Below are 26,167 nucleotides of genomic sequence, written 5' to 3'. Positions count from 1 at the left end.
CCGCCGTGTTCGGCTGACGCCCGCTCAGCAGATCCGCGGGAGCTGCTCCCCCAGCGGCAGGTCGACCACCCTGGTGCCGCCGAGGCCCGTGCGGGCGACGACCATGCCCGGGTGCTGGTCGGTGCACTCGCCGATCACGGCGGCCTGCGCACCGAGCGGGTGCGCGCGCAGCGCGGCCAGGGCCGCGTCGGCGTGCTCGCGGGGCACGAAGGCCACCAGCTTGCCCTCGTTGGCGACGTACCAGGGGTCCAGCCCGAGAATCGCGCAGGCGTTGGCCACCTCCGCCGGCACCGGCACGGCGCGCTCGTCGACGGTGACGCCGACGCCCGCCGCGACCGCGATCTCGTTGAGCGCGGCCGCCAGCCCGCCGCGGGTGGGGTCGCGCAGCACGTGGACGTCGGGGACGGCCGCCAGCAGCGCCCGGACCAGATCGCCCAGGGGCGCGCAGTCGCTGACGATCTCGACGCCGAACTCCAGGCCCTCGCGCATGCTCATGACCGCGACGCCGTGCTCGCCGAGCGCGCCGCTGACGATGACGACGTCGCCGGGCCGGGCCCGCTGCGGGCGGATGTCGACTCCGGGGGCGACGAGCCCGACACCGGAGGTGTTCAGGTAGACGCCGTCGCCGTGGCCGGATTCGACGACCTTCGTGTCGCCGGTGACGACCTCCACCCCGGCGCGCCGGGCCGCTGCGCCGAGCGCCTCGGCGACGCGGTGGACGGTGTCCAGCTCCACGCCCTCCTCCAGCACGAAGCCGCAGGCGAGGTAGGCGGGCACGGCGCCGCTCATCGCGAGGTCGTTGACGGTGCCGTTGACCGCCAGGTCGCCGATGCTGCCGCCGGGGAAGAACAGCGGCCGCACCACGAAGGTGTCGGTGGAGAAGGCGATCCGGGCCCCGCCGAGGCTCAGCACCGCCGAGTCGCCGAGCTTGGCGAGGTGCTCGCCGCCGAAGGCGGGGGCGAAAACGTCCCGGACCAGCTCGGCCGAGAGCATGCCGCCTCCGCCGTGGCCCATGACGACCCGCTCGCCGCCGCGCAGCGGCGCGGGGCAGCTGAAGCCGGAGAAGTCCGGGCGGTCGGCGCCGGTCGCGAGGGTGTCGACGATGTCAGCCAACGGGGCTCGCCTCCTTGCCGGTCGCCGCGCTCGTCGCCGGCGCGGCCGACGCGGCGCTGCTCGTGCCGCCGAGTCGGCGGTAGAGGTAGTAGGCGGCGCAGGCGCCCTCGCTGGAGACCATCGTCGCGCCGAGCGGCGTGCGCGGGGTGCAGGTGGTGCCGAAGGCCTCGCACTCGTGCGGCTTGAGCAGGCCCTGCAGCACCTCGCCCGCGCGGCAAGCGGCCGGCTCCACGGTGGCGATGTCGCCGACGTCGAAGCGGTGCTCGGCGTCGAAGGCGCGGTAGCGCTCGGACAGCCGCCAGCCGCTGGCGGGGATGGTGCCGATGCCGCGCCAGGGGCGGTCGGTGACCTCGAAGACGTCCGCGAGCATCTGCCGCGCCGCCGGGTTGCCCTCCGGGCGCACCACGCGCGCGTAGGCGTTGTCGACGCGGTGCTCGCCGCGTTCCAGCTGGAGCACCGCGCGGCGCACGCCCTCCAGGATGTCGAGCGGCTCGAACCCGGTGACCACGATCGGCACCTTGAAGCGTTCGGCCAGCTCGGGGTACTCCTCGGTGCCCATCACGCTGCACACGTGCCCGGCGGCGAGGAACGCCTGCACCCGGCAGTCCGGCGAGGTCATCAGGCCCTCGATCGCCGGAGGCACCCGGACGTGGGAGACGAGCATGCTGAAGTTCTTCACGCCCAGCTTCTGGGCCTGGTAGACCGTCATCGCGTTGGGCGGGGCGGTGGTCTCGAAGCCGATGCCGAAGAAGACGACCTCGCGCTCGGGGTTCTGCTGGGCGATGCGCAGCGCGTCCAGCGGGGAGTAGACGACGCGCACGTCGCCGCCCTGGCTGCGGACCTGGAACAGGTCGCGGTCGGTGCCGGGCACGCGCAGCATGTCGCCGAAGGAGCAGAAGATCACCCCGGGCCGGGAGGCGATCTCCAGGGCCTTGTCGATGGTCTCCAGCGGGGTGACGCAGACCGGGCAGCCGGGGCCGTGGATCAGCTCGACCTGCTCGGGCAGGAGCTGGTCGATGCCGTGCCGGATGATGGAGTGCGTCTGGCCGCCGCAGACCTCCATCAGCGCCCACGGACGGGTCGTCACGGCGTGGATCTCGTCCAGCAGTCGGCGGGCCAGCACCGGGTTCTGGAACTCCTCGAGGTACTTCACGCCCGCGCCTCCTTCGCACCGGGCTCGTCCGCGGGCCGGTCCGCGGGCTGGTCCGCCCCAGCGGCCTTGGCCGCGAGCTCCCACTGGTCGCCGAACTCCTCCTCCAGCAGGCCGAGTCCCTCGAACAGGGCCAGCGTCTGCCGCGCCGACTCCTCGTCCAGGCGCTGCAGGGCGAAACCGACGTGGACGATGGTGTACTCGCCGACCTGCAGATCCGGCAGGTACTCCAGGCACACGTCCTTGACGACGCCGCCGAAGTCGACGACGGCCATCCTGGTCCCCTCCTTCTCCTCGATCGACATGACCTTGCCGGGCACCGCCAGGCACATGGGCTGTTCTCCTTGCCTCGTGTCGCTTTCCCGCTGTTCAGGGTCGGGCCGCGACGGCGAGCTGACCGAGGGCCAGGCCGCCGTCGTTGGGCGGCACCAGGCGGTGCCGCAGCACCGTGAAGCCGTCCTCACGCAGACCGTTCAGGGAGGCCGTCAGCAGCAGCGCGTTGGCGAACACGCCGCCGCTGAGCGCGACCGTGCCGACGCCGGTGCGCTCGCGCAGCCGTCGGCAGACCTCACGGACCGACGCCGCCAGGCCCGCGTGGAACCGGGCCGCGACCAGCCGCTTGTCGACTCCCGCCGCCACGTCGGCGGTAACGGCCCGCAGCATGGGGGCGGCGTCGATCCGCAGCGGCGCGTCGGGGACGGGCCGCACGCCGAACCGGTAGGGCTCGGCGACGGGGCCGTCCCAGGCGCAGGCGGCAGCCTCGAGTTCGATCGCGGCCTGCGCCTCGTAGTGCACCTTCTGGCACACCCCGGCCAGCGCCGAGACGGCGTCGAAGAGGCGCCCGGCGCTGGAGGTCGGCACGCAGTTCAGCCCGCGCTCCAACTGCCGTGACAGGACCCGGCGTTCGTCGACGCCGCAGGCGTCGACGCAGGGCAGTCCGGGGCTCCAGGGCAGCCCGGCGGCGTACAGGTGGGCGAGCGCCATCCGGTAGGGGCGGTGGACGGCGGCGTCGCCGCCGGGCAGCGGCACCTCGGCGAGGTGGGCGACGCGGCGGAAGCCGTCGTAGTCCGCGAGCAGCACCTCGCCGCCCCACACGGTGCCGTCGTCGCCGTAGCCGGTGCCGTCGAAGGCGATCCCGAGGACCGGGCCCGCGTCCTCCTCCCACCCGTTCTCGGCCAGTACCGAGGCGATGTGGGCGTGGTGGTGCTGCACGGTCCGCATCGGACGTCCGTCCGCGTTGCGGCGCGCCCAGCCGGCGGAGCGGTAGCCGGGGTGGCGGTCGGCGGCGAGGCGCTCCGGCACGACGCCGCTGATGGACTCCAACTGTCGTTCCGCGCCTTCGAACGCGGCGAGGGTGGCGAGGTCGTCCATGTCCCCGATGTGGGCGGAGAGCCAGGCCTGGCGGTCGCGCCCGAGACAGAAGGCGTTCTTCAGGTCGCCGCCCACCGCGAGGGTCGGCGCCACGGCGAACGGCAGCGCGACGGGGAACGGCGCATAGCCGCGCGAGCGGCGCACCAGCAGTTCCTCTCCGTCGACGACGCGCACCACGGAGTCGTCGCAGGGCACGTGGATCGGACGGTCGTGGGTGAGCCAGGCGTCGGCGAGCGGGGCGAGCCGCGCAAACGCGTCGGCCTCGTCGGTGACGATCGGCTCGCCGCCCAGGTTGCCGCTGGTCATCACGAGCAGGCGCGGGCCGGGGGGATCGCCGGGCAGGCCGAGCAGCAGGTGGTGCACGGGCGTGTAGGGCAGCATCACGCCGAGGTCGGGGCTGCCCGGCGCGACGGCGTCCGCGACCAGGGCACGCGCCTGCCCGTCCGTGTCCCGCCGGCGGCGCAGCAGCACGATCGGCCGACGGGCGCCGGTCAGCAGGACCCGTTCCTCCGGACCGATGCGGACCAGCGCCGCGAGCTCGTCCGGGTCGGCCGCCATCAGCGCGAACGGCTTGGCGCCGCGCGCCTTGCGGCGCCGCAGCTCGGCGACGGCCTGCTCGTCGGCGGCGTCGCAGGCGAGGTGGTAGCCGCCGAGTCCTTTGACGGCGACGATCGCGCCCTGCGCCAGCAACCCGCGCGCCGCGGCAACCGGATCGCCGGGGCAGGCCACCGGTCCGCCGGTCGCGTTGACCAGCAGCCGCAGCCGGGGGCCGCAGTCGTGGCAGGCCACCGGCTGGGCGTGGAAGCGCCGGTCGGCCGGGTTCTCGTACTCGCGGGCGCACCGCGGGCACATCGGGAAGCCCGCCATCGTGGTGTTGGCGCGGTCGTAGGGCAGGCCGGTGACGATGGTGAACCGCGGCCCGCAGTGCGTGCAGGTGACGAACGGGTGCCGGTAGCGGCGGTCGGCCGGGTCGCGCAGCTCGGCGAGGCAGGCGTCACAGGTGGCGGTGTCGGGCGAGACAAGCGTGCGTCGCGCGCCGCCGGCCCGGGAGGCCTCGATGGTGAACGCGGCGTCACCGCGCACCGCGACCGGCTCGTGGCGGACCGACTGCACGACCGCCAGCGGCGGCGCCTCGGGGGCGAGCCGCGCGCAGAACGCCGCCACCGCGCCGCCCGCGCCCTCGACCTCGGCGATCACGCCCTCGGCGGTGTTGGAGACGTAGCCGGTCAGGCGCAGCTCGTTGGCCAGGCCGAACACGTAGGGGCGGAAGCCGACGCCCTGCACCACGCCCTGGACGGTGACGCGGCGGCGTTCTTCCGGGTCGGCGGTGGGAGCGCTCATGGCGGCCTCAGTGGGAGTGCGCGTGGACGTGCGGGGATCCGTGGTGGTGGCCGTGCGTCTGTGGCGCGGTCGCCATGACCGGGTGGTGGGCGGGGCCGCCGGCCTCGTGGGCCGCGAGCGCGCGGTCGAGGATCTCTCCGACGCCCTGTCCGCGCCGGGCGGAGGTGAAGACGACCTCCACGCCCGGGTTGACCTGCCGCACGTTCGCCAGGAACGTCTCGCCGTCGAACTCGACCGCCTCGGCGAGGTCGGCCTTGGTGACCACGACCAGGTGCGCGAGGCCGAAGGCGCTCGGGTACTTCAGCGGCTTGTCCTCCCCCTCGGTCACCGACGCGAGGGCGACCCGCAGCATCTCGCCGAGGTCGTAGGAGGCGGGGCAGACCAGGTTGCCGACGTTCTCGACGAACAGCAGGCGGGTCGGGTCGGGCAGCCAGCCGTCAAGATGCCCTTCGAGCATGTCCGCCTCCAGGTGGCACAGCCCGTCGGTGAGGACCTGCTTGACCGGGGCGCCGGAGCGGGCCAGCCGCGTCGCGTCGTTCTCGGTGGCCAGGTCGGCGGTGAGCGCGGCGACGGGGACGCCGCGCTCACACGCCAGCTTGAGCTCCGCCTCCAGCAGCGCGGTCTTGCCGCTGCCGGGGCTGGAGAGAAGGTTGACGACGCTGGTGCCGCGGGCCGTGAGCCGGGCGCGCAGGTCGTCCGCGCTCCGGTCGTTCTTGGCGAGCACGGCCTGCTGCAGCTCGGTCACACGGCACACGGGCGTCAGTCCTCCTCGGGGGTGGGCACGCGGGCCGGTTCGGCCCAGCGCACCTCGGCGATCTCCAACTCCCGCCCGGCGGTGAGCTCGCTCGCCCCGCCGCCACAGCGCGGGCAGGTGAGGTCGGGCGGCAGGCCCGTGGCCCAGCCGGCGTCGCAGGGGGTGCACCGGGCGCGGCCCGGCACCGTCTCGCAGCGCAGCTCTGCCCCAACCAGCAGGGTGTCCGCGCAGGCGAGTTCGAAACAGAAGCGCAGCGACTCGGGGACCACTCCGGCGAGTTCGCCGACGCGCAGGGTCACGCTGCGTGCGGTCGGCGCGGCGTCGTCGCTCCTCCGGGCCGCCTGCGCCGCCGACTCGACCTGGCCGACGACGGCCAGTGCGATCGACATCTCGTGCATCGCGCTCCCGCTCTCGTGACGCCGCGGCCTTTGGGTCGATTACACGGCGGCTGCTCCGGCCGGTGGCCCCGCCACGCCGTCAGGGGCGTCGCAGGGTCCACCGTTCGGACGCGTCTACATCGAGCGCATCTTCAGATACCGCTTGATGTCGTCCATGTTGGCCACCGCGATGCCGACGGCCGCGAGGACGGTCATCCCGCAGAGAAACTTGATCATGTGCACCTCCTCGGTCAGTTCGGGCCAGTTCAGGTCGGTTCGGGTCGGTTCGGTTGCGGTCGACGTCACCGGACAGGGGTCGTGTCCTCGGCCAGCACGCGCAGGACCACGGCCACGGCCTCGTGCAGGGCCGTGGCGACGGGGGCGCTCAGCCCGATGCCCTCCTCCAGCGAGGCCGGTTCGCAGCCGACCACGACGACGCGGCGCGGGCGCGTCCCGCCCGTGCCGACACTGAGGGTGCCGAGCAGAGCGAGCACCGCGTCGGGCGTCATCCGGTGGCCGTCGATCACCGCCTCGGCGGGGGCGGCGGCTTCGGCGTGGTCGATGAGGTAGACCGTGCCGGGTTCGCCGCCCTGGGCGGTGGCGTCGAGCAGCACGACGGTGTCGTAGCCGTCCAGCAGCTGGTAGGCGAGGTGGACGCCGCGGACGCCGATGTCCACGACCTCGACACCGGGGGGCAGTTCACGCCGGGCGAGACGCCCGGCGGCCTCGACGCCGAAGCCGTCGTCGGACAGGAAGATGTTCCCGAGCCCGGCCACCAGCACCCGGCGCGGGGCGGCCTCCGGTGCGTCGGGTCCGGCCGACGCGCGGATCGCCTGCGGGGCGTCGCCGGTCGCGAGCCCCGGATCGGCCCCGCCCGCCCGCGCCCGTTCCGCCTCAGGCTGCGTCATGACGGTGCCTCCACGGGAACCACCTCGTCGGGCTGGAAGTACAGGAACCGGCCCTGCTCGCGGCGCAGGTCCGCGCCCGGGTCGTCGTCGAGGGTGACGGCGAGGTGGACCAGGCCGTCGACGTCGTGCAGCACGGCCTCCACCAGCGCGGGCGCGTCGTTGAGAAACAGGTCCTGCGCGTCGCTGCGCCGCTTGCCGGGCCGCAGCCGGACCCTGCTGCCGGCCCGGACGGGCGTGCCGTCGACCACGACGTGGTCGCTCCCGGGGTCGACGCTGCGGTCCGCCGCCGGGTCCCACCAGGGCAGTTGGGGCGTCATCAGGTCCTCCAGGGCGTCGCGCTCCTCGCCCGGGGTGACCAGGACCGGCGGCCCTTCGGTGACCTCGCGCAGTGAGCGCACCGCGCCGTGCAGCCGTTCCCAGATCTCCGGCGGCAGCGAGTCGGCGAGGTCGACCACGGCGGCGGCGCGTTCGTCCGTGCCGCGCGCCTCGCGCTTCTCCTGCTCGGTGAGGGTGGCGGTGCGCAGCGCCAGGATCTCGTCGATCTCGGTGGAGTCGTAGAGGGCGCCGCAGCTCTCCGGGGCGATCCTGGGGTGGTCCTCCAGGATGATCGGCGAGGAGAGCACGACGTCGGCGCGGCCGTCGGCCCCGGCCAGCACGGGCCAGGTGCGTTCGTTGCGGCACTCGGCGACGAGCGCCTTGGCCCACTCGGGCGGGTCGGTCATCGACACGAACGAGCCCGCAGTGAGGCCCAGCAGCAGGTGCGCGGAGAGTAGCGCGTGCGGCAGCGCCGCGTCCCGGTCGCCGGCGCGGCCGGTGCCGGGGCTCCACTCGCCGGTGTTCTCCACGACCGCGCGCAGCCGCACCACCCGGTAGGGGCCGGGGAGTTCGACGGCCCACAGCCGCAGCACGCCGTCGATCCGCTCGCGTCGGCGCACCAGCCGGCCGACGGAGCGGCCCGCCTCGTCGCGGACCTCCTCCATCTCCTCGGCGGCGGGGCGGCGGAACGGGAGGACCATGGGCCTGGAGCCGTGCTCGCACAGCTGCGCGACGGGCACCCGGAACTCCACGCACTCCTCGACGCCCTCGTCCCACGGGACCAGGACCTTGTCGGGCAGCTCCAGGCTCTCCACGGTGCGGTGGGAGCGGTCCGGTTCGACGCGCTGGACGGTGCGCCGCTGCGCGTGCAGGAACCGCACCTGGGCGACGAGTTCGGCGCCCGCGCGCGGTTCGGCCAGGCACTCGGTGCGGTGCCAGGCGTGTTCGCCGACGTCCGTGCCGTAGGCTGGCGGCACCAGCACGCCGAACTGCCAGCGCATCCGGTTCTTGGCGGACGAGGCCCGGTAGGGGTAGAGCACGTATCCCTCGTAGAGCACCGCGTCGGCGGCCTCGCGGGCGGTGTCGAAGCACGGGCCGGCGGCCGTGGTGGTCACCTGGGGCTCCCCTCGGCGGTCGGCACGCGGGCGTCCGCGGGCGCGCCCTCGTCGGCCCGGTCGAGCAGCTGCTCGACGGTGGCCTCCCAGGACGGCAGGGCGTGGCGGGAGCGGTAGGCGCGCAGGGCGTCCAGCACGTCGCGCGGCAGACGCAGCCAGCCGCAGCCGGGGAAGTGCTGGTCGATCATCTCCCGCCACACGGCGACCGGCATCCGGCAGACGGCCTCCTTGTTCCAGGGCACCGGCTCGACCTGGAAGCCGCCGCGGCCGCGGAAGGCGGTGCCGGAGAAGAGCAGCAGCAGCGGCACCTCACCGTCAGCGAGGGCCTCGCAGTACCGGGTGGCGGCGATGTCGGTGTCGTAGCTGCACGGGACCGGCAGGTCCACCTCGGTGCTGCCGTCGAAACCCGGGACCACGACCGACACCTGGGCGAACTGCATCGGGTTGAGGCTGCGACCCCAGCGCTCCCGCTCGCCGAACAGGTCCCCGAGGCCCTCGGCCTCGGCGTCGCTGTAGCGGCGCTGGGCGGGCTCGACGCGCAACTGGCAGCGCAGCGCGATCGCGTGGACGCGCCGGTCCTCGCCGCCCGCGGTGATCCTGACGCGGAACACCAGGGTGGGGCCCGCGGCGTAGGGTTCGGCGCGCACGCCGACGCAGGCGAAGTCCAGGCCGCCGCTCACCGCTCCACCACCGCCGGGCGCGGCAGCGGACGGGACTGGCGGGCCACGTCGGCGAAGAACGCGTCGAGTTCGACATGGGCCTCGGCCCCGCCGTCGAAGCCCTGCCAGAACAGGCGCATCCGCCCGACGAGTTCGTAGGCGGCGTCGACGGGGACGAGATGGCAGGCGTGGTGTCCGTCGGTGCGGCGCACCAGCAGCACCTCGACGTCCGGGAGCAGTTCGGCGGCGAGCGGGGTGGCGGCCGTGAAGCGGTCCCAGACGGCCGGTTCGATCTCGCTCTCGGTCACCCCGGCAGGGCCGGGGAAGCAGGCGACGACCTGCCCGAGCACGGAGTTGCGCAGCAGGAAGGCCACACCGATGGGGATGCGCAGCAGCGCCCAGGCGTCCTCGGTCAGGGGGGAGGCCGGGTCGTGCAGGTAGCGGCGCGGCACGGCGCGGTAGTGGACGCCGCCCACGCCGTCGCGGTCGAACAGGGCGGCGCAGGGCGGGCAGGCGCAGGCCAGCGCGCGCCGTTCGACGTCCACCAGGTGCCGGTGCTCGGGAGCGACCGGCGTCGCACACAGCTCGCACCGCTCGACGGCGGGCGGGCGCGGCGCGGTGAAGCGCCGCAGCCCGCCGCGAGCGGTGGCGGGAGCCGGCGGGAGGCCCGCGCTCATCGGGCCTCCGAGGAGACGGCGGGCCGTCGGCCGATCTGCAGCAGCGTGGGTTCGCGCCGCGCCGGCTCGTCGGCGGCGATCTCGACGGAGGTGATCTCCGGCGCGAAGCAGGACAGCGACGCCTCCAGCTGGTCGCGCAGGGCGGCGTTGGTGCTCGGGCAGCCGCAGCCGTGTCCGCCGCCCTCGTCCTCCTGACGCAGGGTCAACCGTCCGTTGGCCTCGTCCAGCTCGACGACCTCGAGCGAGCCTGCCCCGGCGGAGCGCAGCGCGCGGCCGACGCGGGCGGCGACGTCGTCGGGGTGCAGCTCGTGCAGGACCAGCAGCCCGGCGGTGACCTCGTCGTCCAACAGCGCGGTCAGCGGCGTGCCGGAGCGCCCGGAGAGCAGCCCCACGACGCGGGCCAGGCCCGCGCCGTAGAACTCCATCAGGGCGCGCACGAGCTCCTCCGCCGTGGCGGCGGCCGCCGGGTCCTTGGCCGCGAGCCGGTCCAGCAGCTCCTCGACGCGGGCCGCGGTCTGCTGGGCGTTCGGCGCCTTGGTGTCGACGGCGCCGGTCATCCGGCCAGACCGCTCAGGCCGGTCGGGACGTGCATCTTCTCCACCGTCTTGCCGTTGCCCACGTACATGTGGACGCCGCAGGGCAGGCAGGGGTCGAAGCTGCGCACGGCGCGCATGATGTCGATGCCCTTGAAGTTGTCCGGCGGGTTCTCCTCGAAGATCGGGGTGTTCTGCACCGCGTCCTCGTAGGGGCCGGGCGTGCCGTAGCTGTCGCGCACGGAGGCGTTCCACGGCGTCGGCGGGTAGGGGTGGTAGTTGGCGATCTTGCCGTCGCGGATCACCATGTGGTGCGACAGGACGCCGCGCACGGCCTCGGTGAAGCCGCAGCCGATGGACTCGTCCGGCACCTCGAACTTCTCCCAGGTTTGGGTGCGTCCGGCGCGGATCTCCTTGAGCGCCTGCTCGGCGCTGTGCAGGGCGACGCCGGCGGCGTAGGCCTGGAAGTAGGTGCGGGCCCGGTTGCGCTCCAGCGCGTTGCTCCACTGCGGGATCTTCCACTCGAAGGTGGTCTCCGGCTTGGTGAGCGACTTGGGCAGGTTGATGATCACGCTGTGGCCGGTGGCCTTGACGTAGCCGATGTCGACCAGGCCGGAGAGCGCGGTGGACCACAGGCGGGCGATGGGGCCGCCACCGGTGTCGAGGGCGAGGTGGTCGGTGCCGTCGAACCAGCGCGGGGACATGACCCAGCTGTACTTGTCGTCGAAGTTCCGCTTCTGCGGCGCCGGGATGGTGTGCTGGTTCCACGGGTGGCGGGGGTCGACCGGGTTGCCGAGCGGGTCGTGGGTGACGAACTGCTCCTGGCCCTCCCAGTCCTGGTAGTAGGAGCTGCCGAGCAGGATCCGGATGCCGAGGTTGATCCGGGTCAGGTCGTTGGTGACCAGCTTGCCGTCGACCACGACGCCCGGGGTGACGAACATGCGCCGTCCCCAGTCCGTCATGTTGCGGTAGGTGAAGTCGCAGTAGGCCGGGTCGTTCAGGGCGCCCCAGCAGCCCAGCAGCACGCGGCGGCGGCCGACCTCCTCGTAGCCCGGCAGGGCCTCGTAGAAGAAGTCGAACAGGTCGTCGTGGAGCGGCACGACGCGCTTCATGAACTCGACGTAGCGCATCAGCCGGCTCAGGTAGTCGGTGATCAGCTGCACCGAGGCGACCGTGCCGACACCGCCGGGGTAGAGGGTGGAGGGGTGCACGTGGCGCCCCTCCATGAGGCAGAACATCTCGCGGGTGTAGCGGGAGACCTGGAGCGCCTCGCGGTAGAACTCGCCCTCGAGCGGGTTGAGCGAGCGCATGATGTCGGCGATGGTCCGGTAGCCGTGGTCGGCCGCGTGCGGGGCCTCGGTGCGCTCGGCCAGCTCCAGCACGCCGGGGTTGGTCTCCTTGACCATCTTCTCGCAGTAGTCGACCCCGACCAGGTTCTCCTGGAAGATGTTGTGGTCGAACATGTACTCGGCGGACTCGCCGAGGTTGATCAGCCACTCCCCCAGGTGCGGCGGCTTCACGCCGTAGGCCATGTTCTGCGCGTACACCGAGCACGTGGCGTGGTTGTCGCCGCAGATGCCGCAGATACGGCTGGTGATGAAGTGCGCGTCACGCGGGTCCTTGCCGCGCATGAAGACGCTGTAGCCGCGGAAGACGGACGAGGTGCTGTAGCACTCGGCGACCCGCTTCTGCTTGAAGTCGATCTTCGTATGGATGCCGAGACTGCCCACGATCCGGGTGATCGGGTCCCAGGACATCTCCAGCAAGCCGTCTGCCGCCATGGTGGTCTGCGCTCTTTCCTCGTCGGTTCGGTGACGCTCTGTCAGCTGTCTCAGCTCTGGTCGGGCGCGCCGACTACCAGGGCTTGCGGTAACCGGTCGTCAGCTTGTCGCCCCGGTGACGCCACTTGGGCTCCTGGTCGACCGTCTTCATGGTCACGGCGCGCAGTCTGCGGATCGCCGCGCCGTAGACACCGCTGGCGACCGAGGAGATCTTGCCTCCGGGCGGCTCGTCCATGAACGGCATGAACTTGTCCGGGAAGCCCGGCATGGTGCAGGCGATGCAGATGCCGCCGACGTTCGGGCAGCCGCCGATGCCGTCCATCCAGCCACGCTTGGGCACGTTGCAGTGCACGACAGGACCCCAGCAGCCCAGCTTCACCAGGCACTTGGGCGAGTCGTAGGAGGTGGCGAAGTCGCCCTGCTCGTAGTAGCCGGCGCGGTCGCAGCCCTCGTGCACGGTGGCGCCGAACAGCCAGGTGGGCCGCAGCTTGTCGTCCAGCGGGATCATCGGCGCCTGGCCGGTGGCCTGGTAGAGCAGGTAGGTCAGCGTCTCGGCGAAGTTGTCCGGCTGGATCGGGCAGCCCGGCACGCACACGATCGGGATGCCGGCCTTGGACTTCCAGTCCCAGCCCAGGTAGTCCGGCACGCCCATGGCGCCGGTCGGGTTGCCCTCCATGGCGTGGATGCCGCCGTAGGTGGCACAGGTGCCGATGGCCACGACGGCGAGCGCCTTGGGGGCGAGCCGGTCCAGCCACTCGCTGGTGGTGATGGGCTGGCCGGTGGCCGGGTCGTCACCGAAGCCGCACCAGTAACCCTCGCGCTTGATGGCCTCGTTGGGGATGGACCCCTCGATCACCAGGACGAACGGCTCCAGTTCGCCGCGGTCGGCCTTGAAGAACCACTCGATGAAGTTGTCCGCGCCCTGCACCGGACCGCACTCGAAGTCGATCAGCGGCCAGTGGACGGCGATCTTCGGCAGCCCCGGGAGGGCGGCCAGCGCGATCTCCTCGATGCTCGGCTGCGTCGCGGCCGTGAGGGCGACGGAATCGCCGTCGCAGCTCAGTCCCGCGTTGATCCAGAGGATGTGGATGGGGGCCTCTTCTTCGGCCCCGCGGTCCGCCGTGGCGGTGGAAGTCTGCGCATCCGACATGGATGCCTCCAAAGGGAAGGTTGTACGGAGCCAGACAACGGCGTCCTGACTCCTGGATAACGTGTGCCACGCCGTGGCGCGCGCCCACGGGGCGCGTCAGGGTGAGCCGGACACCGCCGAACGGTGGTACGCCGTCAGGTGCTCCGGAGTGGCCGCGGGCCGCTCCTTGCGCACGAAGGCGCGGCGCAGCGCGTGGTAGGGATGCTCGGGATCGAAGAAGACCGCGTGCATCCGGGCGAGCTCCTCGTTCCGGTAGGCATGCAGCGGCCGCTCGCCCTGATGGAGGTCCAGCTCGGCCTTCTTGCGGGCGGTCCTGGCCTGCGTCCCCGGGCTCGCCGCCAGCCGCTGGGCCGACCGGATGACGGCGGTGGCGAACTCCTCGGGCGCGCCGCCCAGGATCCGGTCCACCAGGCCCAGGTCCAGGCTGCGCTCCGCGCCGACCGGCAGGGCCGCCGCCGTCAGCCGCTCCGCCTCGGCCGCTCCCACCCGCTTGGGCAGCGAGTAGGTCCAGTACTCGGAGCCGGTGAGCCCCATCAGGCGGTAGTGGGGGTTCAGGACAGTGCCGGGACGGCACCAGACCTCGTCGGCGGCCTGCGCCAGCATCACCCCGCCCGCGGCCGCGTTGCCCCCGAGCGCGGCGACGACCAGCCGGTCGGTCGTGGTCAGCACCGCCTCGACCAGGTCGTCGATGGCGTTGATGTTCGCCCAGGACTCCGCGGCGGGGTCGGGGGCCGCCTCGATGACGTTCAGATGGATGCCGTTGCTGAAGAAGTCCCGCCGGCTGCCCAGGACCAGCACCGAGGTGGGGCGGCGGCACGCCTCCAGGTAGGCGGCGAGCAACCGGCGGCAGTGATGGGTGCTCATGGCCCCGCCCGGGAACGAGAACCAGAGCAGACCCACCTCGCCCACCTCCTGGTAGCGGATGTCGCTCCAGGTGCGGCGCCCGGCGGCGAGCTCCAGCGGGACGGGCGACTCGGGCAGCGTCAGCGGCGGCCGGTCCGTCCGGCCGCGGGCGGCGAGGGCCAGGGCCAGCGCGGCCGGCAGGCTGAAGGCGGGCGGACCGCCGGGGCGGCGGCGGGCCCGCATCTGGGGGATCCACACCGCGCCGTCGACCGTCGCCCGGCAGACCGCCCCGGCCCGGGTGGCCAGCAGTTCGCCGGGGACGCCCCGCAGCCGGTCCTCCTCCTCGCCGCCGTGCAGGAACCACTCCACGCCGTCGATCTCGTCGAGCACCCCGGGCTGCGAGTCGGCGGACCGCAGCCGGCGCAGGATCTCCGCGGTGGCGTCGCGCGTCCAGTCGATGCGGCGCTCGTCCTGCCGCAGCAGGGGCCGCGCCGAGACGAGCTCGCGCACCTCCGGCCGGTCCTGGGAGAGCGGCCGGTGGGAGCCGGAGGCGAAGCGTTCGACCGCCAGCAGGACGGCCTCGACCGCGGCGTCGCCCACCTCGCCCCGGTACAGGTCGCTCTTGCCGCGCGGCGGCAGCGCGCACGGCACCGTCGCCCACACCGGCCCGGCGTCCATCTCCGCCTCCGCCTGGAGGACGGTGACGCCCCAGCAGACGCGTCCCTCCTGGACGGCCCGGTCCAGCGAGGACGGGCCCCGGTCGCCGAGCGGTCCCGGGTGCACGATCAGACAGGGGACGGACGACCAGACGTCCTCGGGGACGGCGGTCTTCAGCATGGGGGCGACGACCAGCTCCGGTCTCAGCCGGGCCAGCGCCGCACGCAGCGACGCGTCGCTCAGGGCGAACTCCACCGCGACGGCGTGGCCGCGGTCCCGCAGGGCCGCGAACACGCGCTGGGTGAGGCTGTTGAAGCCGGACGCCAGCAGCAGGATCTCCACGTGGGCCTCCTCGGGGGCCCGGCGCACCGCCCGTCCGGACGCGCACCTGGGTCCACCGACAAAGCCTGATACGCCGTCAACGACCGGCGCGGGACCCGCGCCGTCAGGTCACCCGAACGCCCGGGACCGTTCTTCGAACTCCCGCCCGGCGGCCGTGGGCCCGGCGACGTCAGCGATGCATCTCGGCTTCGGTGGCCGTCAGCGGCTCGCCGTGGGCCTCCCGGACGACCTCCCACCAGTCCCAGCAGTCGTCGCAGCGGCGGTGCGCCGCGAGCTCACTGACCTGGCGCATGGAGCGGTGGTCGCCGACCGGGTCGATCAGCCGCCCGCACATGGCCACCAGATGATGCGCGCGGACGATGTGCCAGCGCACGACCTCCCGGCCCACCGGATCGGCCGGCTGGTGCTCCGCGCGCAGCTCGTACCGGCTCATCTCAGGGCCGTCCCGGGCTCGGCCCCGAACGGCAGCAGTTCCGCGCAGCGGCGGCGGCAGACGGGGCAGAGCCGTTCGGGAAACACCTCGGCGGACGGCTCCGCCGGTCGCGTCGGGTCGGCGTGGTCCAGCCGCAGCTCGCACAGGGTCGTGTCGCTGTGTGCCCGGACCAGGTGCCACAGGTGGATCTCCCCCGTCCCCTGCTCCCACGTGCAGCCCGGTTCCGCCTTCAGCTCCAGTTCCACCGATCTCACCCGTTCCTGCGTGACGTCGAGCGCGTCGGGCCCGACGTGTGTTCACCGCGCGCCTGCCCGGCACCCCCGCCCGCAAACCGCGAGCCGTCCCGCCCGGCAGCGCGAGCGCGGTGGCCCGTTCGGCGAGCCAGGTCAGCGCGCTGCGGCTGTGCGCGCGGGCGTCGAAGGAGCCGTGCGCCCCGAAGTCGCGGCCGTCCGCAGCGTCGAGCGGGTGCCACCGGTTGGCCTGCTGGTGCGGGTCGGCGGGCTCGCCGGTCTGCTGCGGCCCGGATGTCCCGTCGCTCCGTTTCCGACCATCGCGAGCGCGCTCCTCCGGATCCCACGGGTACGGCTCGACACGTCGCCGGGCTTGCCGCGCGCCTACCCCGCGCGGTGGCGGCAAACGTGCCGCGGGCCGCGCGGGGACGGGCCGTGTGTCCGGGGCGCGCGGGGTCCGGCGTTGGGCCCGGCGTCACGAATGTGGCGGGTGATCCGCGTGGGGGCGGTCGCGGCGGGGCATGGGCCGTAATGGCGAACTTCGAACCACAGGAATCGAGGCAGCCATGGAACTGACGTTCCTCCATCCTCTGCTCGACCGGCCCGGCCCCTGGGCCAGCGTGGTCATCGACACCTCCCGGACCACGGAGGACGGCGCCAAACAGGCCGAACTGCGGATCCGGGCCGCCGCCAGGGACCTCGCACGGCTCGGCGCCGACAAACGCACCGTCGACGCCCTGACCCGGCACCTGGCGGGCGAGCCGCCCTCCGGGACGCCGGCGGCGCGGGCGGTCTACGCCACCGACGGCAAGGTCGTCCTGGACCTGCCGCTGGCCTGCGCACCGGCGACCGCGCTGACCGCCTGGAGCGCGCTGCCCCGGCTCGCGCCGCTGCTGCCGCTGCGCGCGGACCACCCCGACGTGCTGCTCGCGCTCATCGACCGCACCGGCGCGGACCTGGAGCTGTGCGACGGACACGGCCGGCGTCCGCTCACCAGCGCGCAGGGCCCGCAGTGGCGCGATCGGGGACACCGCACCGTCCCCTCGGACCGCTACGAGTGGCACTACCAGCACCGGGTGGAGGACACCTGGGACCGGACCGCCCAGGTGATCGCCGACGAGGTCGCCCGGCAGCACGACGCGGCCCCAGGCTGCGTCGTGGTGCTGGCCGGGGACGCCCGCGAGCGGCACGAGGTGGTCCGGCGGCTGCCGCACCCGCTGGACGCCGACGTCACGGAGCTGCCGAGCGGCGGGCGCGCACCCGGTGGCGACCACGCCCTGGACCAGGAGCTCGAACGGGTGCGTGCGCGCGCAGAGGCCGACCACATGGAGCGCGCCCTGGCCCGGCTCGCCGCCGGACGCGCGAGGGACCCGGGGACCGGACACGCGGTGGCGCCTGAGATGGGCGGCCGGACCGCCGAAGGCGTTCCGCAGGTGCTGCGCGCGGCGCGGGACCGCAGTCTCGACACACTCCTGCTGGGCGACTCCTCGGGCGACGCGGCCCGCACGGTCTGGACCGGCCCCGAGGCCTGCCAGCTGGCCCCGGGGCGCAGCGAGGCTCACGCGCTCGGCGCCCGGTACCCGGTGCCGGCCCGCGCCGACGACGCCCTGCTGCGCGCGGCCGTCGCCCTGGACGCGGACGCGATCACCGTCCCGGCGGGAGCGCCCGGCCCGATCGGCGGCGTCGGCGCGCTGCTGCGCTGGTCGCAGGCCGCGTGAGCGGGGCAGCGCGATGCACAAAGCGAACAGATTTGAAAAACTCCGGCCCGGGAACGAAGACTTGAGGGTGTGAGCCGAACCCCGCCGGGGTAGCCGCGCGAGAGCCGGATCTCACGATTCCTCCAGGAGTCTTCGGTGGTCTCATTGAGCTCGGCGCCGACGGGTCGAGCCCGTCTGCTCCGCTACGACGCGCCACTCGGGACGGGCCACGGCCTGCGCCACGTGCGCGACACGCTCGCGCACTGGGGCCTCGACGGGGAGTCCGAACAGGCCTCGGACGCCGTGCTGGTGGCGGGCGAGCTGCTGGCCAACGCCCGGCAGCACGGCGGCGGCGCACGCGCGGTGGAGCTCTCCTGGCACGGCACCCGGCTCCGCATCGCCGTCAGCGACAGCAACCAACGGTCACCGCGCCTGGTCTGGCCCCACCTGCCCGCCAGGCCGTCCGGCCACGGCCTGTACCTGGTCGAGCGCCTGGCGCGCCGCTGGGGCGTGCTCCCCCGGCGGCAGGGCAAGACGGTGTGGGCGGAACTGCGGATGCCGATGCTCTTCGGTCCGGCCCTTCTTCCGCCGCACCGCTCCGGCCGCCACCAGATCGACGGTGCGCCGAGGTAGCACGCGCCCGCGGCACCGTTTGCCCCGGCCTGCGCCAGCGGCTCAGCCGGCCCCGTCCGGTCCGGACGCGCGTGCGTCGCGGGTGTCCCAGCTTTCGGCGAGCGTCCTCGACCGGCTCAGACCGACCACGCCGACCACGATCAGCGCGCACCCCGCCAGGGCCGGGACGAGGTTCACTCCGAGCGCGAGCCGGTCGCCGAACAGGACCCCGCCGAGGACCAGGCTGACCAGCGCGTCGACGAGCGTCAGCGCGGGCTGGGAGACCCGTAGCGTGCCCGCCCGCAACGTGGCCTGGAGCAGCAGGAAGCTGGCTCCGCCCGTGGCGGCGAAGACGTACACCGGCCAGTTGAGCCACACCTCGGCGAAGCCGGCCGTGCCCGCGCGCGCCAGGGTCTCCTTGATCAGGGCAGCCGTCATCGCGAACCCCGTGGCCGTCGCGCAGCCCAGCAGTGCGGCGCGGGGTGCGCCGCGGACTCTGAAGGCCGCCCCCACGAGGGCGACGACCACGGCGGCGACGACCACGCCGGTCGTCGTCCAGCGCGCCGTGGTGGCCGAGGCGTCGCCCGGGCGTGGACGGGTCGCCGCCAGGAACAGGGCCAGTCCGGCGGCGAGCGCCGTGAAGGCCGCCCAGGTGCGGCGGCCCGGCGCGTGTCGGAACACCAGGGTGCCCACCAGCAACGCGAACAGCAGCTCGGAGGCGAGCAACGGCTGGACCAGGGAGAGGCTGCCGAGGCCCAGCGCCGCGGCCTGCGCGACCGCGGCCAGGACCAGCGCCGCCGAGCCCGCCCACCAGGCCTTGCTGCGCAGCAGCCGGAACCACCGTCGTCGCGGCCCGGCGCCGGTCGCCGGCGTCTCCAGGGCGGCGAGCCGCTGCAGGGCGGAGACGGCCGCGTTGGCGGCGGCGCACACCATCGCGCACAGGACGGCCAGCGAGGTCACCGGGGTGCGTCCTCCCGTCGGGTCGTCGTCGGCCGCTCGCAGCCGGAGGGCCGCCTGTTCAGCCGAAGCGGAAGGCCAACCGCTGGTAGAGCCCGGGAGCGGCGCTGCGGACCAGTCCCGGCAGGCGCATCCAGCCGGGCACGTAGACCTGTTCGCGTCCGACGGCCACCGCGCGGCAGATGGCGTCGGCCACCCGGTCGGGCGGGATCGGACGCGGCCGGGACCGGGCGTAGGGGACGCCACGCCGCTCGAAGAACGGCGTGTCCACGACGCCCGGGACCACATGGGTGATCCGCACGCCGGAGCCGCGCACCTCCTGGCGCAGCGCGTCGGCGAAGACCCCGAGGGCCCCCTTGGCGGCCGAGTAGACCGCCTCGTTGCGCACGCCCAGGCTGCCGGCGACCGAGCCGATGAGCACGATGTGCCCGTCCTTCGAGGCGAGCATCGGCGGCAGGAGCAGGCGGACCAACTGCACAGTGACACGCAGGTCGACGGTGAGCAGCCGGTCGACGGCGTCGGCGGGCATCGTCGACAGCGGCCCGGCCCAGCCGACACCCGCAGCGGCCACCAGCAGCCCGATCCGGTCCTGCGCCGCGACCGTCGCCGCGGTGACGAGCGCCTCGGGCGCGCCGGGCGCGGTCAGGTCGGCCGGGAGCGCGAGTCCGCCGGTGCGCCTCGCGACCCGGTCCAGCCGGGTCCGGTCGCGCCCGTTCAGCACGAGCCGCCAGCCGCCCTGGACGGCCAGCCGTTCGGCGACGGCTGCGCCGATCCCCGAGGAGGCGCCCGTGACCAGCCCGACCCGTGCGGAATCCGCCTGCGCGGCAGCCGCCCCTCCGGAGTCGACCCTTGCGGCATCGACCCGGGCGGAGGGGTCCGCCGTGCCGCGGTGTCCTGATGGGCGTCCGGAAGGCTGCGCCTCCCGGTGGAACAAGGTCACGGCGGGCTCCTGTCCGAACAGCGGAGGAACAGCGACGAACTGCGGCGAACTGCGGCGGGAGAGAACGGCGGGCGTCACGGGCGCGCCCCGCGCCCGCTCACTCTCCTTCCACCTTCCCCGAGACCCGGCGTTCAGGCGCGCCGAGACGGGCCGCCCCGACGCTGCCCGCCTACGGTGGGGAGGATGAGCCGGTTCCTGATCCTCAGCGCCAGCATGGGCGACGGGCACGACGCCGTCGCCCGCGCGCTGGCCGCCCGGCTCGACGCCCTCGGCCACGACGCGATCGCCGTGGACGTGCTGCGCCTGCTCCCGTCCCGGGCGGCGGGGGCGGCACTGCGCGGTTTCTACCAGGGCTGCATCCGGCACGCTCCCTGGGTCTACTCCGCGCTGTACGCGGCGTTCTTCCGGCCCGCCCCCGGACCGGGCACCAGTCCCCTCGCCGCCGTCATCGGTCCGCGGCTGCGGGAACTGACGGACCGCCTGCGACCCGACCTGGTGGTCCCGGTGTTCCACCTGGCGGCGCAGACGACCGGGCGGGAACGGGCGCTCGGCCGGCTCACGGTGCCGACGGCCGTCGTGGTCACCGACTTCGCCGTCCACCGTCAGTGGCTGCACCCCGGGAACGACCAGTACCTGTGCCTGACCGAGGACGCGGCCGGTCAGACCCACGCCGCGACCGGCCGCCCGGCCCGGGCCGTCGGCGCCGTCCTCGCGGACCGGTTCCTGCCGCCGCGGGCCCCGGCACGCAGCTCCGCCCTCGGTCGGCCGCGTGTGCTCCTGTCGGCCGGTGCGTGGGGCGCGGGCACCCGGTTCGCCGAGACCGCGACGGCCCTGACCGGTGCCGGCTTCGCGCCGGTGGTGCTGTGCGGCCGCAACGAGCGGATGCGGCGTTCGCTGCGGGGGCTCCCAGGAGTCACCGCCCTGGGCTGGCAGCGCGACCTGCCCTCGGTGCTGGCGGGGAGTGCCGCCCTGATCGACAACGCCGCCGGCCAGACGGCTCTGCAGGCGCTCGCCCTGGGCGTCCCCGTGGTCGCCTACCGCCCCCTGCCCGGCCACGGCCGCGACGGCGTCCTGGCGATGGCCGCCCTCGGCCTCACCCGCCTGGCGGACTCCCCGGGGGCCCTGCTGGTCGCGCTCACCGAGGCGACCACTGGGCCGCAGACCGCTCCCCCGGCCGCCGACGGCCTCTTCCCGGGCACTGCCGAGACCGTCCTGGCCGCCCTCGCCGCACGGCGGCGTCCCGCCGACTCCCCCTCCCAAAGTGACGCCTGACGCCGCGATGCGCCCGCACCGTGCGCGTACGGGGCGCAGCCCTGGGTAGTCGCCGAGTGTCGCCCGAGCCGGACCGCCGGACAGACCGCCGGGCTCGCTCAGCCCCGACGCGAGCGACAACGGCTACCAGCCGGTTCCGCCCTCGTCGGCGGAGGGCGTCATCATGCCCGGCGCCAGGTGCCGGGCATGATCACGCCCTCACGGGCTCACGCCGTCAGGGCGCGCCCGGGCCGGACGGCTTCGGTTCGGGCTCGGGCGGCCGGGCCGGGGGCTCGGTGGGCCTGGCCGGCTCGGGGTCGGGGTACGGCAATGGGTCCGGATCGGGCCCGGGGCGCGGCACCGGGCGGTCCGGGTCTGGAGGCATCGGCACCGGGGGTTCGGTGGGGCCGGGGACCGGCACCACGTCGGGGTCGGGGGGTGCGGGGATCGTGGCGTGCACGGCGGGATCCTCCTCGGATCGGGCCCGGCGGGTCAGTGCCAGGCGGTCGAGAGCTCGGCGGGCGCCTGCCGGGCGAAGGGTTACCAGGGCGTCGTCGAACGCGTCGAGGTCATCGGGCTGGCGGCTGGTGATCAGCCTGCTGTCGCCGCCCTCGCACACGACGAGCTGCCGGTACACCCAGTCTGCCCCGGCGTTGGCCAGGTCGGTGCGCAGGCTCGGCCAGGACGTCACGGTCCGGCCGCGCACCACGTCGGCCTCGACGAGGGGCCACGGTCCGTGGCAGATCGCGGCGACCGGCTTGCCGGCCTCCCTCCGGGGCCACCAGGAAGGCGTCCGCGCGTCCTTCGAGTGTGACCGCGTCTCCGCTCCCAGCCGCTCCGTGCCCGCGCGAACACTCGCCCGTGCGGGGAAGAGCAACGACAGTCGTGGAGGCGATCAAGGAGCGGCGAGGGTCCCCGCGACCGGCTGATCCGCACGGTGCGAGGACGTGCACGGCGGTGGCCGCTGACATGCTGTCAGCGGCCGCCGCCGGGAGCCGATTCCGGCTCACCATCTGTACCGTCGGCCACGGCGGGAGCCTGACCTCTCCGCGCCACGGAACAGGAAGCCCAGGATCCAGAGCACCAGCACGGCAAGGGCGATCCACCACAGCACGTGCACGGCGAAGCCCAGGCCGCCGAGGACGATGGCGAGTAGCAGAACGAGTATCAGAACCAGCATGACAGTCCACCTCCTCGGAGCGCGTCTGCCCCGCCCCCGGCAGGTCACACCTCGCCAAGGCCGCCCACGTCGTACAGGCGCAGCAGCAGGTCGTGGAGGACGGTGCGCTCGTCCGCCGTCAGGGGGGCCAGGACGGCGTCCTGCACCGCGGTCGCCTCAGCGTCGAGCGCAGTGAGGGCGGCGCGTCCCTCCGGGGTGATGGTGACCCGCACCCGGCGGCGGTCCGCGGGGTCGCGTTCGCGGGCGACGTGGCCGCGCCCGGCGAGTTCGTCGAGGAGCTTGGCCATGTCGCTCGGGTGTACGGCCAGCCGCACCGCCAACTCCCGCTGGGCGTGCGGTCCGAAGTCCACGAGAGCGGCGAGGGTCGCCATGTGCCACAGACGCAGCCCCTTACGCGCCAGGCGATCCGCGAGCTGCGCGCGGGCGTCCCGGCCGACCTTGGAGAGCAGGTAGGTGGTCAGGGCGGTGAGGGTGGGCGGCGTCTCGATCACCCGTCTATAGTAGGTGGCCACCAATCGTTGGTCTACTCCTACTATTCAGGGGGTTCGGTTCCGTGGACGCCATGTACCCGCGCCTGCTCGTCGCCGACTTCGCGGCGAGCTTTCGCTTCTACGACGCCTTCCTGCCGAAGCTGATCGGCGCCCACCTCACCAAGGGCGGCGAGGAAGGCCCCTACGCCAGTTGGGACCTCGGCGAGGAGGGAGCCGTGTCGATGCTCGACCGGGCCGCGATGGCGGCGCTCGCCGGCACCGCCGACCTGCCCCAGCCGGTGTCGCAGGACTCGACGATGCTGGTCTGCCGCGTCCCCGATGTCGCGGCGGCCCACGCCTTCTGCCTCGCCCGAGGCGCACACGACGTGGCCGGACCCACCGACCGTCCCGACTGGGGTCCCACCTGCCGCACCGCCCACGTCCGTGACCCTGAGGGCCGCCTGCTGGAGTTCCAGTCCTACTGACCGCTCGGCGTCCGCGAGAGGCTTCCTCGGCGTCGTCCCGCCAGGCGGGCGGTCTCCACCAGCACGAGCGGCAACCAGAAGCCGCCCCTCCGAGCGGCCACGGCCGCCTCCGTCCGTCGTGCCGGGCGCGTTCGCGCTCCCGGCGGCCGTCCGAAGACCGTCCGGGCAAACGCCGTTCGCCGTGCGCAACCCGGAGGGCGTGCGGAGGTCAGAGCGCGTCGCGCGGCGGCAGCGGCAGCGGCGCGGGCGGCGCGCCGTCGCCGTTGGGCGACCCGGACTGACCGGCGTGGTGGCTGATCAGCAGCGCCAGCAGGTCGGCGACCTTGGGGCCCGCGTCCGCGGGGTGGCGCAGCGGGCTGGTGGCCGTGACCTCGTAGAGGTTGGTGCGTCCGACGCGCGTGTGGGCGAGGTAGCCGCCCTGCTCCAGGTCGGCGATGATGCGCTGCACGGCGCGTTCGGTGAGCAGGCAGCGCACCGCGATGTCCCGCACCCGCATCCCGGGGTCACGGGAGATCTGCACGAGCACCCGAGCGTGGTTGGTCAGGAAGGTCCACGTCGCGTGCGGGCCCGGCACCTGGTCCATGGGCACCATCGTAGGACCGTCGATTCACGCTTCGCGACAGCCGACACCTCTTTCGTGCGTTCACGACCGCAGGTCGACCAGTGCCTACTCGCCCGCACCGCGCCGCCCAACCCCCCGCCCGGGCAAACGGAACGGGCACCGCGATGGGTGCCCGTTCCCGCCGGTGTCACCGATCCGCGCCCGATCAGTCGACCCGGCCGCGCAGCCCCAGCCACGCGAGGGCGGCGACGACGGCCGCCGCCGCCAATCCGACGAGCGTCTTGGTGCGGACACCGGCCCCGGTGTCGGCGCCCTTCGTGCTCTTCGCGGTGTCCTTCACGCTCTTCGCGGTGGCCGCCGCCTGGTGCTGGGCCCGGTCGAACTGGCGCTGGGCCCGGTCGAGCGCGGCCGTGGTCCGGCCGACGGCGAGCCGCGCGATCCGGGCGGCACGGTCGGCCACCACGGCCGCGCCGTCGCCGACGGAGTGGGCCGCGGTGGTGGTCTTCTCCTTGGCCTGCGTGAATGTGCTGCCCATGAGGAAAGCCCTCCCTGACGGTGACGTTGCGGTTGCGTTCGGCGTCTACCCGCAATGGCGGCGGGTATCAGTGCCCCGCTCGTTTCACCCGGCGGCGGCCGGGCACCCGCGCGGTGCCCCCCCTTCGGGCCGCCACCGCACGCGAAAGGAGCTGACAGTCATGGCCGACCCCGACTTCTCCACACGCGACCGCCCGCCGAGCGGCAACCCGGGTGAGCATCTCGGCCCGAGCCTCAGAACCTTCTGGATCGGGGTCCTGGTGATCCTCGTCATGTGCGTCGTCGTGATCGTGGCGGTGGGCTGAGGCCACGCATCCGGTCGCGCGCGCCGGACCTCGCGTGCTCGCGGCGGTCAGCCCCGGGTGGCGCGGGCCTGGGCGGTCGGCGCGTCGGCGACGGCGAGCCGGAGGAGGGCCCACTGTTCGGCCTCCTCGGCCTCCAGCCTCCAGGCGCGGGCCGACGCGGCGGCCGCGGCCGCGTTGCGCTGGGCCTGCCGGTTCCATCCGCGCGGCTCCACGGCTGCGAGGCCGCGCACCGCGTGTGCGCCGATCGCCCGAAGCACCTGCCATGTTCCGGGCAGCGCGAGCATGAGCCATTCCTCTCGAGGCGGAGATGAGCGCTCACGACGCTACTCGCCGTCGGCCGCGCCGCAGCCCGACCCGCACCGAGCTTGGGCCGAACGAGTCTGGACGACGCGTCGGCACCGGCCCGTCCCTGCAACATCCGGCCCGCGTTTCGGCGGGTGGAGCGCGGGCAGGGGGTCTGCGACCGGAAGAGGGAGGTGGGGTCGTGCCTGCCGTCACGGTCCGGGACCTCGTCATCGGCGCCGGCGACGACGCCGTCCACGGCGATCTCGCGCTTCCGCCGTCGTCGCCGTCAGTGGTGGTCTTCGCCCATGGGAGCGGAAGCTCCCGGTTCAGCCCGCGCAACCGCGCGGTCGCGACGGTCCTGCAGCACGCCGGGCTGGGCACCCTGCTGCTGGATCTGCTGACCCCGCCGGAGGAGCGCGTAGACGACATCACGCGCCGGCTGCGCTTCGACTTCCCACTGCTGGCCCGTCGCCTCGTCGCGGCGATCGACCTCCTCGGCACGCGGCCGGACACCGCCCGCCTGCCCGTCGGCCTGTTCGGCGCGAGCACGGGCGCGGCCGCCGCGCTTCGGGCGGCGGCCGAACGCCCCGAGCGGGTGAGCGCCGTGGTCTCCCGAGGGGGACGGCCCGACCTGGCGGAGGAGGCGCTGCCGCAGGTGCGGGCACCCGTACTGCTGCTCGTCGGCGGTCTGGATGCGGACGTCCTGCGCCTCAACCGTGCCGCCGCCGACCGGATGACCGCGCCGCGTCACCTGATCGTAGTCCCGGGAGCGACGCACCTGCTCGCTGAACCGGGCACGCTGGAGCAGGTCGCGACGGCGGCCCGGGACTGGTTCCTCGACTTCCCTGGCTTCCTCGCCCCTGACGTCAGGTGAGTTCCTGTCGGGGCGACGGGACCGGGGCGTGCGGTCGGTCGCCCCGACCGGCGATCAGCCGGTCCCACGCGGGATCGGGCCCGCCCGGCACCGCGCGGCCGAGCAGCGCCCACGCCTCCGCCATCTCCTGGAAGAGCGGGGTGTCGGACGACGAGGCTGCGCCGCCTTCCTCAGGCTGGGGAACCGGTTCCGCGCTGGTCACGCCACAACCAACGAGAAGCGGTCGCCGAGGTCGCGCCGTCCTTGTCGACGTTTCGCCGAGTGGC

Annotated in this window: 31 protein-coding genes and 1 pseudogene; 6 read left to right on the top strand and 26 right to left on the bottom strand. The window is 74.1% G+C overall.

From position 1 onward, the window contains the following. Window positions 1–24: 24 nt before the first annotated feature. The 17 genes from hypE to TR49_RS11665 all read right to left on the bottom strand — a co-directional run bounded on the left by hypE (window position 25) and on the right by TR49_RS11665 (window position 15,764). Window positions 25–1,014: a hydrogenase expression/formation protein HypE gene (gene hypE / locus TR49_RS11740; protein WP_152627214.1), complete on the bottom strand. Its 990-nt coding sequence runs from the start codon at window positions 1,012–1,014 to the stop codon at window positions 25–27. Between the two features lie 91 nt (window positions 1,015–1,105). After that, the gene (gene hypD / locus TR49_RS11735; protein ID WP_042380548.1) at window positions 1,106–2,266 is read right to left on the bottom strand and encodes a hydrogenase formation protein HypD; all 1,161 of its coding nucleotides are present in this window, start codon (window positions 2,264–2,266) and stop codon (window positions 1,106–1,108) included. After that, window positions 2,263–2,595, bottom strand: a complete 333-nt coding sequence (locus TR49_RS11730) for a HypC/HybG/HupF family hydrogenase formation chaperone (RefSeq protein ID WP_042380546.1) — start codon at window positions 2,593–2,595, stop codon at window positions 2,263–2,265. The genes hypD and TR49_RS11730 overlap by 4 nt, the downstream gene beginning before the upstream one ends. Before the next feature lie 37 nt (window positions 2,596–2,632). Then, entirely contained in the window at window positions 2,633–4,975 is a 2,343-nt protein-coding gene (hypF, locus tag TR49_RS11725; RefSeq protein WP_042380544.1) for a carbamoyltransferase HypF, read from the bottom strand. A 7-nt stretch (window positions 4,976–4,982) separates the two neighbouring features. Beyond that, the gene (hypB, locus tag TR49_RS11720; protein WP_042380541.1) at window positions 4,983–5,729 is read right to left on the bottom strand and encodes a hydrogenase nickel incorporation protein HypB; all 747 of its coding nucleotides are present in this window, start codon (window positions 5,727–5,729) and stop codon (window positions 4,983–4,985) included. Between the two features lie 5 nt (window positions 5,730–5,734). Then, window positions 5,735–6,127 carry a hydrogenase maturation nickel metallochaperone HypA/HybF gene (locus TR49_RS11715; RefSeq protein ID WP_042380536.1) on the bottom strand — a complete coding sequence of 131 codons (393 nt, stop codon included), beginning with the start codon at window positions 6,125–6,127 and terminating at the stop codon, window positions 5,735–5,737. A gap of 114 nt (window positions 6,128–6,241) precedes the next feature. After that, window positions 6,242–6,343, bottom strand: a complete 102-nt coding sequence (locus tag TR49_RS47005; RefSeq protein WP_439654095.1) for a DUF6893 family small protein — start codon at window positions 6,341–6,343, stop codon at window positions 6,242–6,244. Window positions 6,344–6,408: 65 nt separating this feature from the next. Further along, the gene (locus tag TR49_RS11710; RefSeq protein ID WP_084724804.1) at window positions 6,409–7,014 is read right to left on the bottom strand and encodes a hydrogenase maturation protease; all 606 of its coding nucleotides are present in this window, start codon (window positions 7,012–7,014) and stop codon (window positions 6,409–6,411) included. Beyond that, a complete protein-coding gene (locus TR49_RS11705; RefSeq protein WP_042380534.1) occupies window positions 7,011–8,444 on the bottom strand; it encodes a hypothetical protein in 1,434 nt (477 codons plus the stop codon). Before TR49_RS11705 ends, TR49_RS11710 begins: the two co-directional genes overlap by 4 nt. Next, the gene (locus TR49_RS11700; RefSeq protein WP_236653328.1) at window positions 8,441–9,124 is read right to left on the bottom strand and encodes a DUF6084 family protein; all 684 of its coding nucleotides are present in this window, start codon (window positions 9,122–9,124) and stop codon (window positions 8,441–8,443) included. Before TR49_RS11700 ends, TR49_RS11705 begins: the two co-directional genes overlap by 4 nt. Beyond that, window positions 9,121–9,780 carry a DUF5947 family protein gene (locus TR49_RS11695; RefSeq protein ID WP_042380530.1) on the bottom strand — a complete coding sequence of 220 codons (660 nt, stop codon included), beginning with the start codon at window positions 9,778–9,780 and terminating at the stop codon, window positions 9,121–9,123. The genes TR49_RS11700 and TR49_RS11695 overlap by 4 nt, the downstream gene beginning before the upstream one ends. Next, window positions 9,777–10,337, bottom strand: coding sequence for a NifU-related iron-sulfur-binding protein (locus tag TR49_RS11690; protein WP_042380528.1), 561 nt, complete (start codon window positions 10,335–10,337; stop codon window positions 9,777–9,779). The genes TR49_RS11695 and TR49_RS11690 overlap by 4 nt, the downstream gene beginning before the upstream one ends. Next, on the bottom strand, window positions 10,334–12,094 hold the full coding sequence (locus TR49_RS11685) for a nickel-dependent hydrogenase large subunit (protein ID WP_042380525.1): 1,761 nt from the start codon (window positions 12,092–12,094) through the stop codon (window positions 10,334–10,336). The genes TR49_RS11690 and TR49_RS11685 overlap by 4 nt, the downstream gene beginning before the upstream one ends. 73 nt (window positions 12,095–12,167) lie before the next feature. Continuing rightward, the gene (locus TR49_RS11680; RefSeq protein WP_042380523.1) at window positions 12,168–13,244 is read right to left on the bottom strand and encodes an NADH-quinone oxidoreductase subunit B family protein; all 1,077 of its coding nucleotides are present in this window, start codon (window positions 13,242–13,244) and stop codon (window positions 12,168–12,170) included. A 96-nt stretch (window positions 13,245–13,340) separates the two neighbouring features. Continuing rightward, window positions 13,341–15,086: a hydrogenase maturation protein gene (locus TR49_RS11675; RefSeq protein WP_042380519.1), complete on the bottom strand. Its 1,746-nt coding sequence runs from the start codon at window positions 15,084–15,086 to the stop codon at window positions 13,341–13,343. Window positions 15,087–15,255: 169 nt separating this feature from the next. Beyond that, on the bottom strand, window positions 15,256–15,519 hold the full coding sequence (locus TR49_RS11670) for a hypothetical protein (protein WP_042380516.1): 264 nt from the start codon (window positions 15,517–15,519) through the stop codon (window positions 15,256–15,258). Next, window positions 15,516–15,764 (bottom strand): hypothetical protein, encoded by a 249-nt coding sequence (locus TR49_RS11665; protein ID WP_042380513.1) that lies wholly within the window; start codon window positions 15,762–15,764, stop codon window positions 15,516–15,518. Before TR49_RS11665 ends, TR49_RS11670 begins: the two co-directional genes overlap by 4 nt. 551 nt (window positions 15,765–16,315) lie before the next feature. Between TR49_RS11665 and TR49_RS11660 the strand changes: the two genes are divergently transcribed. Together TR49_RS11660 and TR49_RS39880 are read left to right on the top strand one after the other, a co-directional pair. Then, the gene (locus TR49_RS11660) at window positions 16,316–17,467 is read left to right on the top strand and encodes a baeRF2 domain-containing protein (protein WP_042380511.1); all 1,152 of its coding nucleotides are present in this window, start codon (window positions 16,316–16,318) and stop codon (window positions 17,465–17,467) included. 135 nt (window positions 17,468–17,602) lie between these two features. Then, window positions 17,603–18,079 carry an ATP-binding protein gene (locus TR49_RS39880; protein ID WP_160311577.1) on the top strand — a complete coding sequence of 159 codons (477 nt, stop codon included), beginning with the start codon at window positions 17,603–17,605 and terminating at the stop codon, window positions 18,077–18,079. Between the two features lie 42 nt (window positions 18,080–18,121). Here TR49_RS39880 and TR49_RS11650 read toward each other — a convergent pair whose 3' ends face one another. Then, entirely contained in the window at window positions 18,122–19,018 is an 897-nt protein-coding gene (locus TR49_RS11650) for a DMT family transporter (protein WP_042380509.1), read from the bottom strand. Window positions 19,019–19,076: 58 nt separating this feature from the next. Then, window positions 19,077–19,949: an SDR family NAD(P)-dependent oxidoreductase gene (locus tag TR49_RS11645; RefSeq protein WP_084724825.1), complete on the bottom strand. Its 873-nt coding sequence runs from the start codon at window positions 19,947–19,949 to the stop codon at window positions 19,077–19,079. A 189-nt stretch (window positions 19,950–20,138) separates the two neighbouring features. Here TR49_RS11645 and TR49_RS11640 point away from each other — a divergent pair, with 189 nt between their 5' ends. After that, window positions 20,139–21,227, top strand: coding sequence for an MGDG synthase family glycosyltransferase (locus tag TR49_RS11640; RefSeq protein ID WP_042380507.1), 1,089 nt, complete (start codon window positions 20,139–20,141; stop codon window positions 21,225–21,227). Between the two features lie 535 nt (window positions 21,228–21,762). Here TR49_RS11640 and TR49_RS45470 read toward each other — a convergent pair. The 3 genes and pseudogenes from TR49_RS45470 to TR49_RS11625 all read right to left on the bottom strand — a co-directional run. Continuing rightward, a pseudogene (locus TR49_RS45470) lies at window positions 21,763–21,969 on the bottom strand (DJ-1/PfpI family protein); the annotation flags it as partial. A 243-nt stretch (window positions 21,970–22,212) separates the two neighbouring features. Beyond that, window positions 22,213–22,386: a hypothetical protein gene (locus TR49_RS11630; protein WP_042380504.1), complete on the bottom strand. Its 174-nt coding sequence runs from the start codon at window positions 22,384–22,386 to the stop codon at window positions 22,213–22,215. 44 nt (window positions 22,387–22,430) lie between these two features. After that, complete coding sequence (locus TR49_RS11625; protein WP_042380503.1) at window positions 22,431–22,877, bottom strand: MarR family winged helix-turn-helix transcriptional regulator; 447 nt, start codon at window positions 22,875–22,877, stop codon at window positions 22,431–22,433. Between the two features lie 71 nt (window positions 22,878–22,948). On the opposite strand from TR49_RS11625, the gene TR49_RS11620 reads away from it, so the two are divergent. Further along, window positions 22,949–23,341, top strand: coding sequence for a VOC family protein (locus tag TR49_RS11620; RefSeq protein ID WP_369405307.1), 393 nt, complete (start codon window positions 22,949–22,951; stop codon window positions 23,339–23,341). 208 nt (window positions 23,342–23,549) lie between these two features. Here the strand turns inward: TR49_RS11620 and TR49_RS11615 are convergent, their stop codons facing one another. Both TR49_RS11615 and TR49_RS11610 read right to left on the bottom strand, forming a co-directional pair. Further along, on the bottom strand, window positions 23,550–23,924 hold the full coding sequence (locus tag TR49_RS11615) for a helix-turn-helix transcriptional regulator (RefSeq protein ID WP_042380500.1): 375 nt from the start codon (window positions 23,922–23,924) through the stop codon (window positions 23,550–23,552). Between the two features lie 184 nt (window positions 23,925–24,108). Beyond that, window positions 24,109–24,438, bottom strand: coding sequence for a hypothetical protein (locus TR49_RS11610; RefSeq protein ID WP_042380498.1), 330 nt, complete (start codon window positions 24,436–24,438; stop codon window positions 24,109–24,111). A gap of 160 nt (window positions 24,439–24,598) precedes the next feature. Between TR49_RS11610 and TR49_RS43735 the strand changes: the two genes are divergently transcribed. Continuing rightward, window positions 24,599–24,742 carry a hypothetical protein gene (locus TR49_RS43735; protein WP_160311576.1) on the top strand — a complete coding sequence of 48 codons (144 nt, stop codon included), beginning with the start codon at window positions 24,599–24,601 and terminating at the stop codon, window positions 24,740–24,742. Window positions 24,743–24,789: 47 nt separating this feature from the next. On the opposite strand, the gene TR49_RS11605 is transcribed toward TR49_RS43735, so the two are convergent. Then, on the bottom strand, window positions 24,790–25,026 hold the full coding sequence (locus TR49_RS11605) for a hypothetical protein (RefSeq protein WP_042380496.1): 237 nt from the start codon (window positions 25,024–25,026) through the stop codon (window positions 24,790–24,792). Between the two features lie 200 nt (window positions 25,027–25,226). On the opposite strand from TR49_RS11605, the gene TR49_RS11600 reads away from it, so the two are divergent. Next, window positions 25,227–25,901: a dienelactone hydrolase family protein gene (locus tag TR49_RS11600; protein WP_042380494.1), complete on the top strand. Its 675-nt coding sequence runs from the start codon at window positions 25,227–25,229 to the stop codon at window positions 25,899–25,901. Here the strand turns inward: TR49_RS11600 and TR49_RS11595 are convergent. Beyond that, entirely contained in the window at window positions 25,894–26,103 is a 210-nt protein-coding gene (locus TR49_RS11595) for a hypothetical protein (protein WP_042380491.1), read from the bottom strand. The two genes, TR49_RS11600 and TR49_RS11595, sit on opposite strands and share 8 nt — an antisense overlap. Window positions 26,104–26,167 lie beyond the last annotated feature (64 nt).

Source organism: Streptacidiphilus melanogenes, assembly GCF_000787835.1.
In the GTDB taxonomy this organism is placed as follows: domain Bacteria; phylum Actinomycetota; class Actinomycetes; order Streptomycetales; family Streptomycetaceae; genus Streptacidiphilus; species Streptacidiphilus melanogenes.
This window is presented reverse-complemented; position numbering and strand designations above follow the sequence as displayed.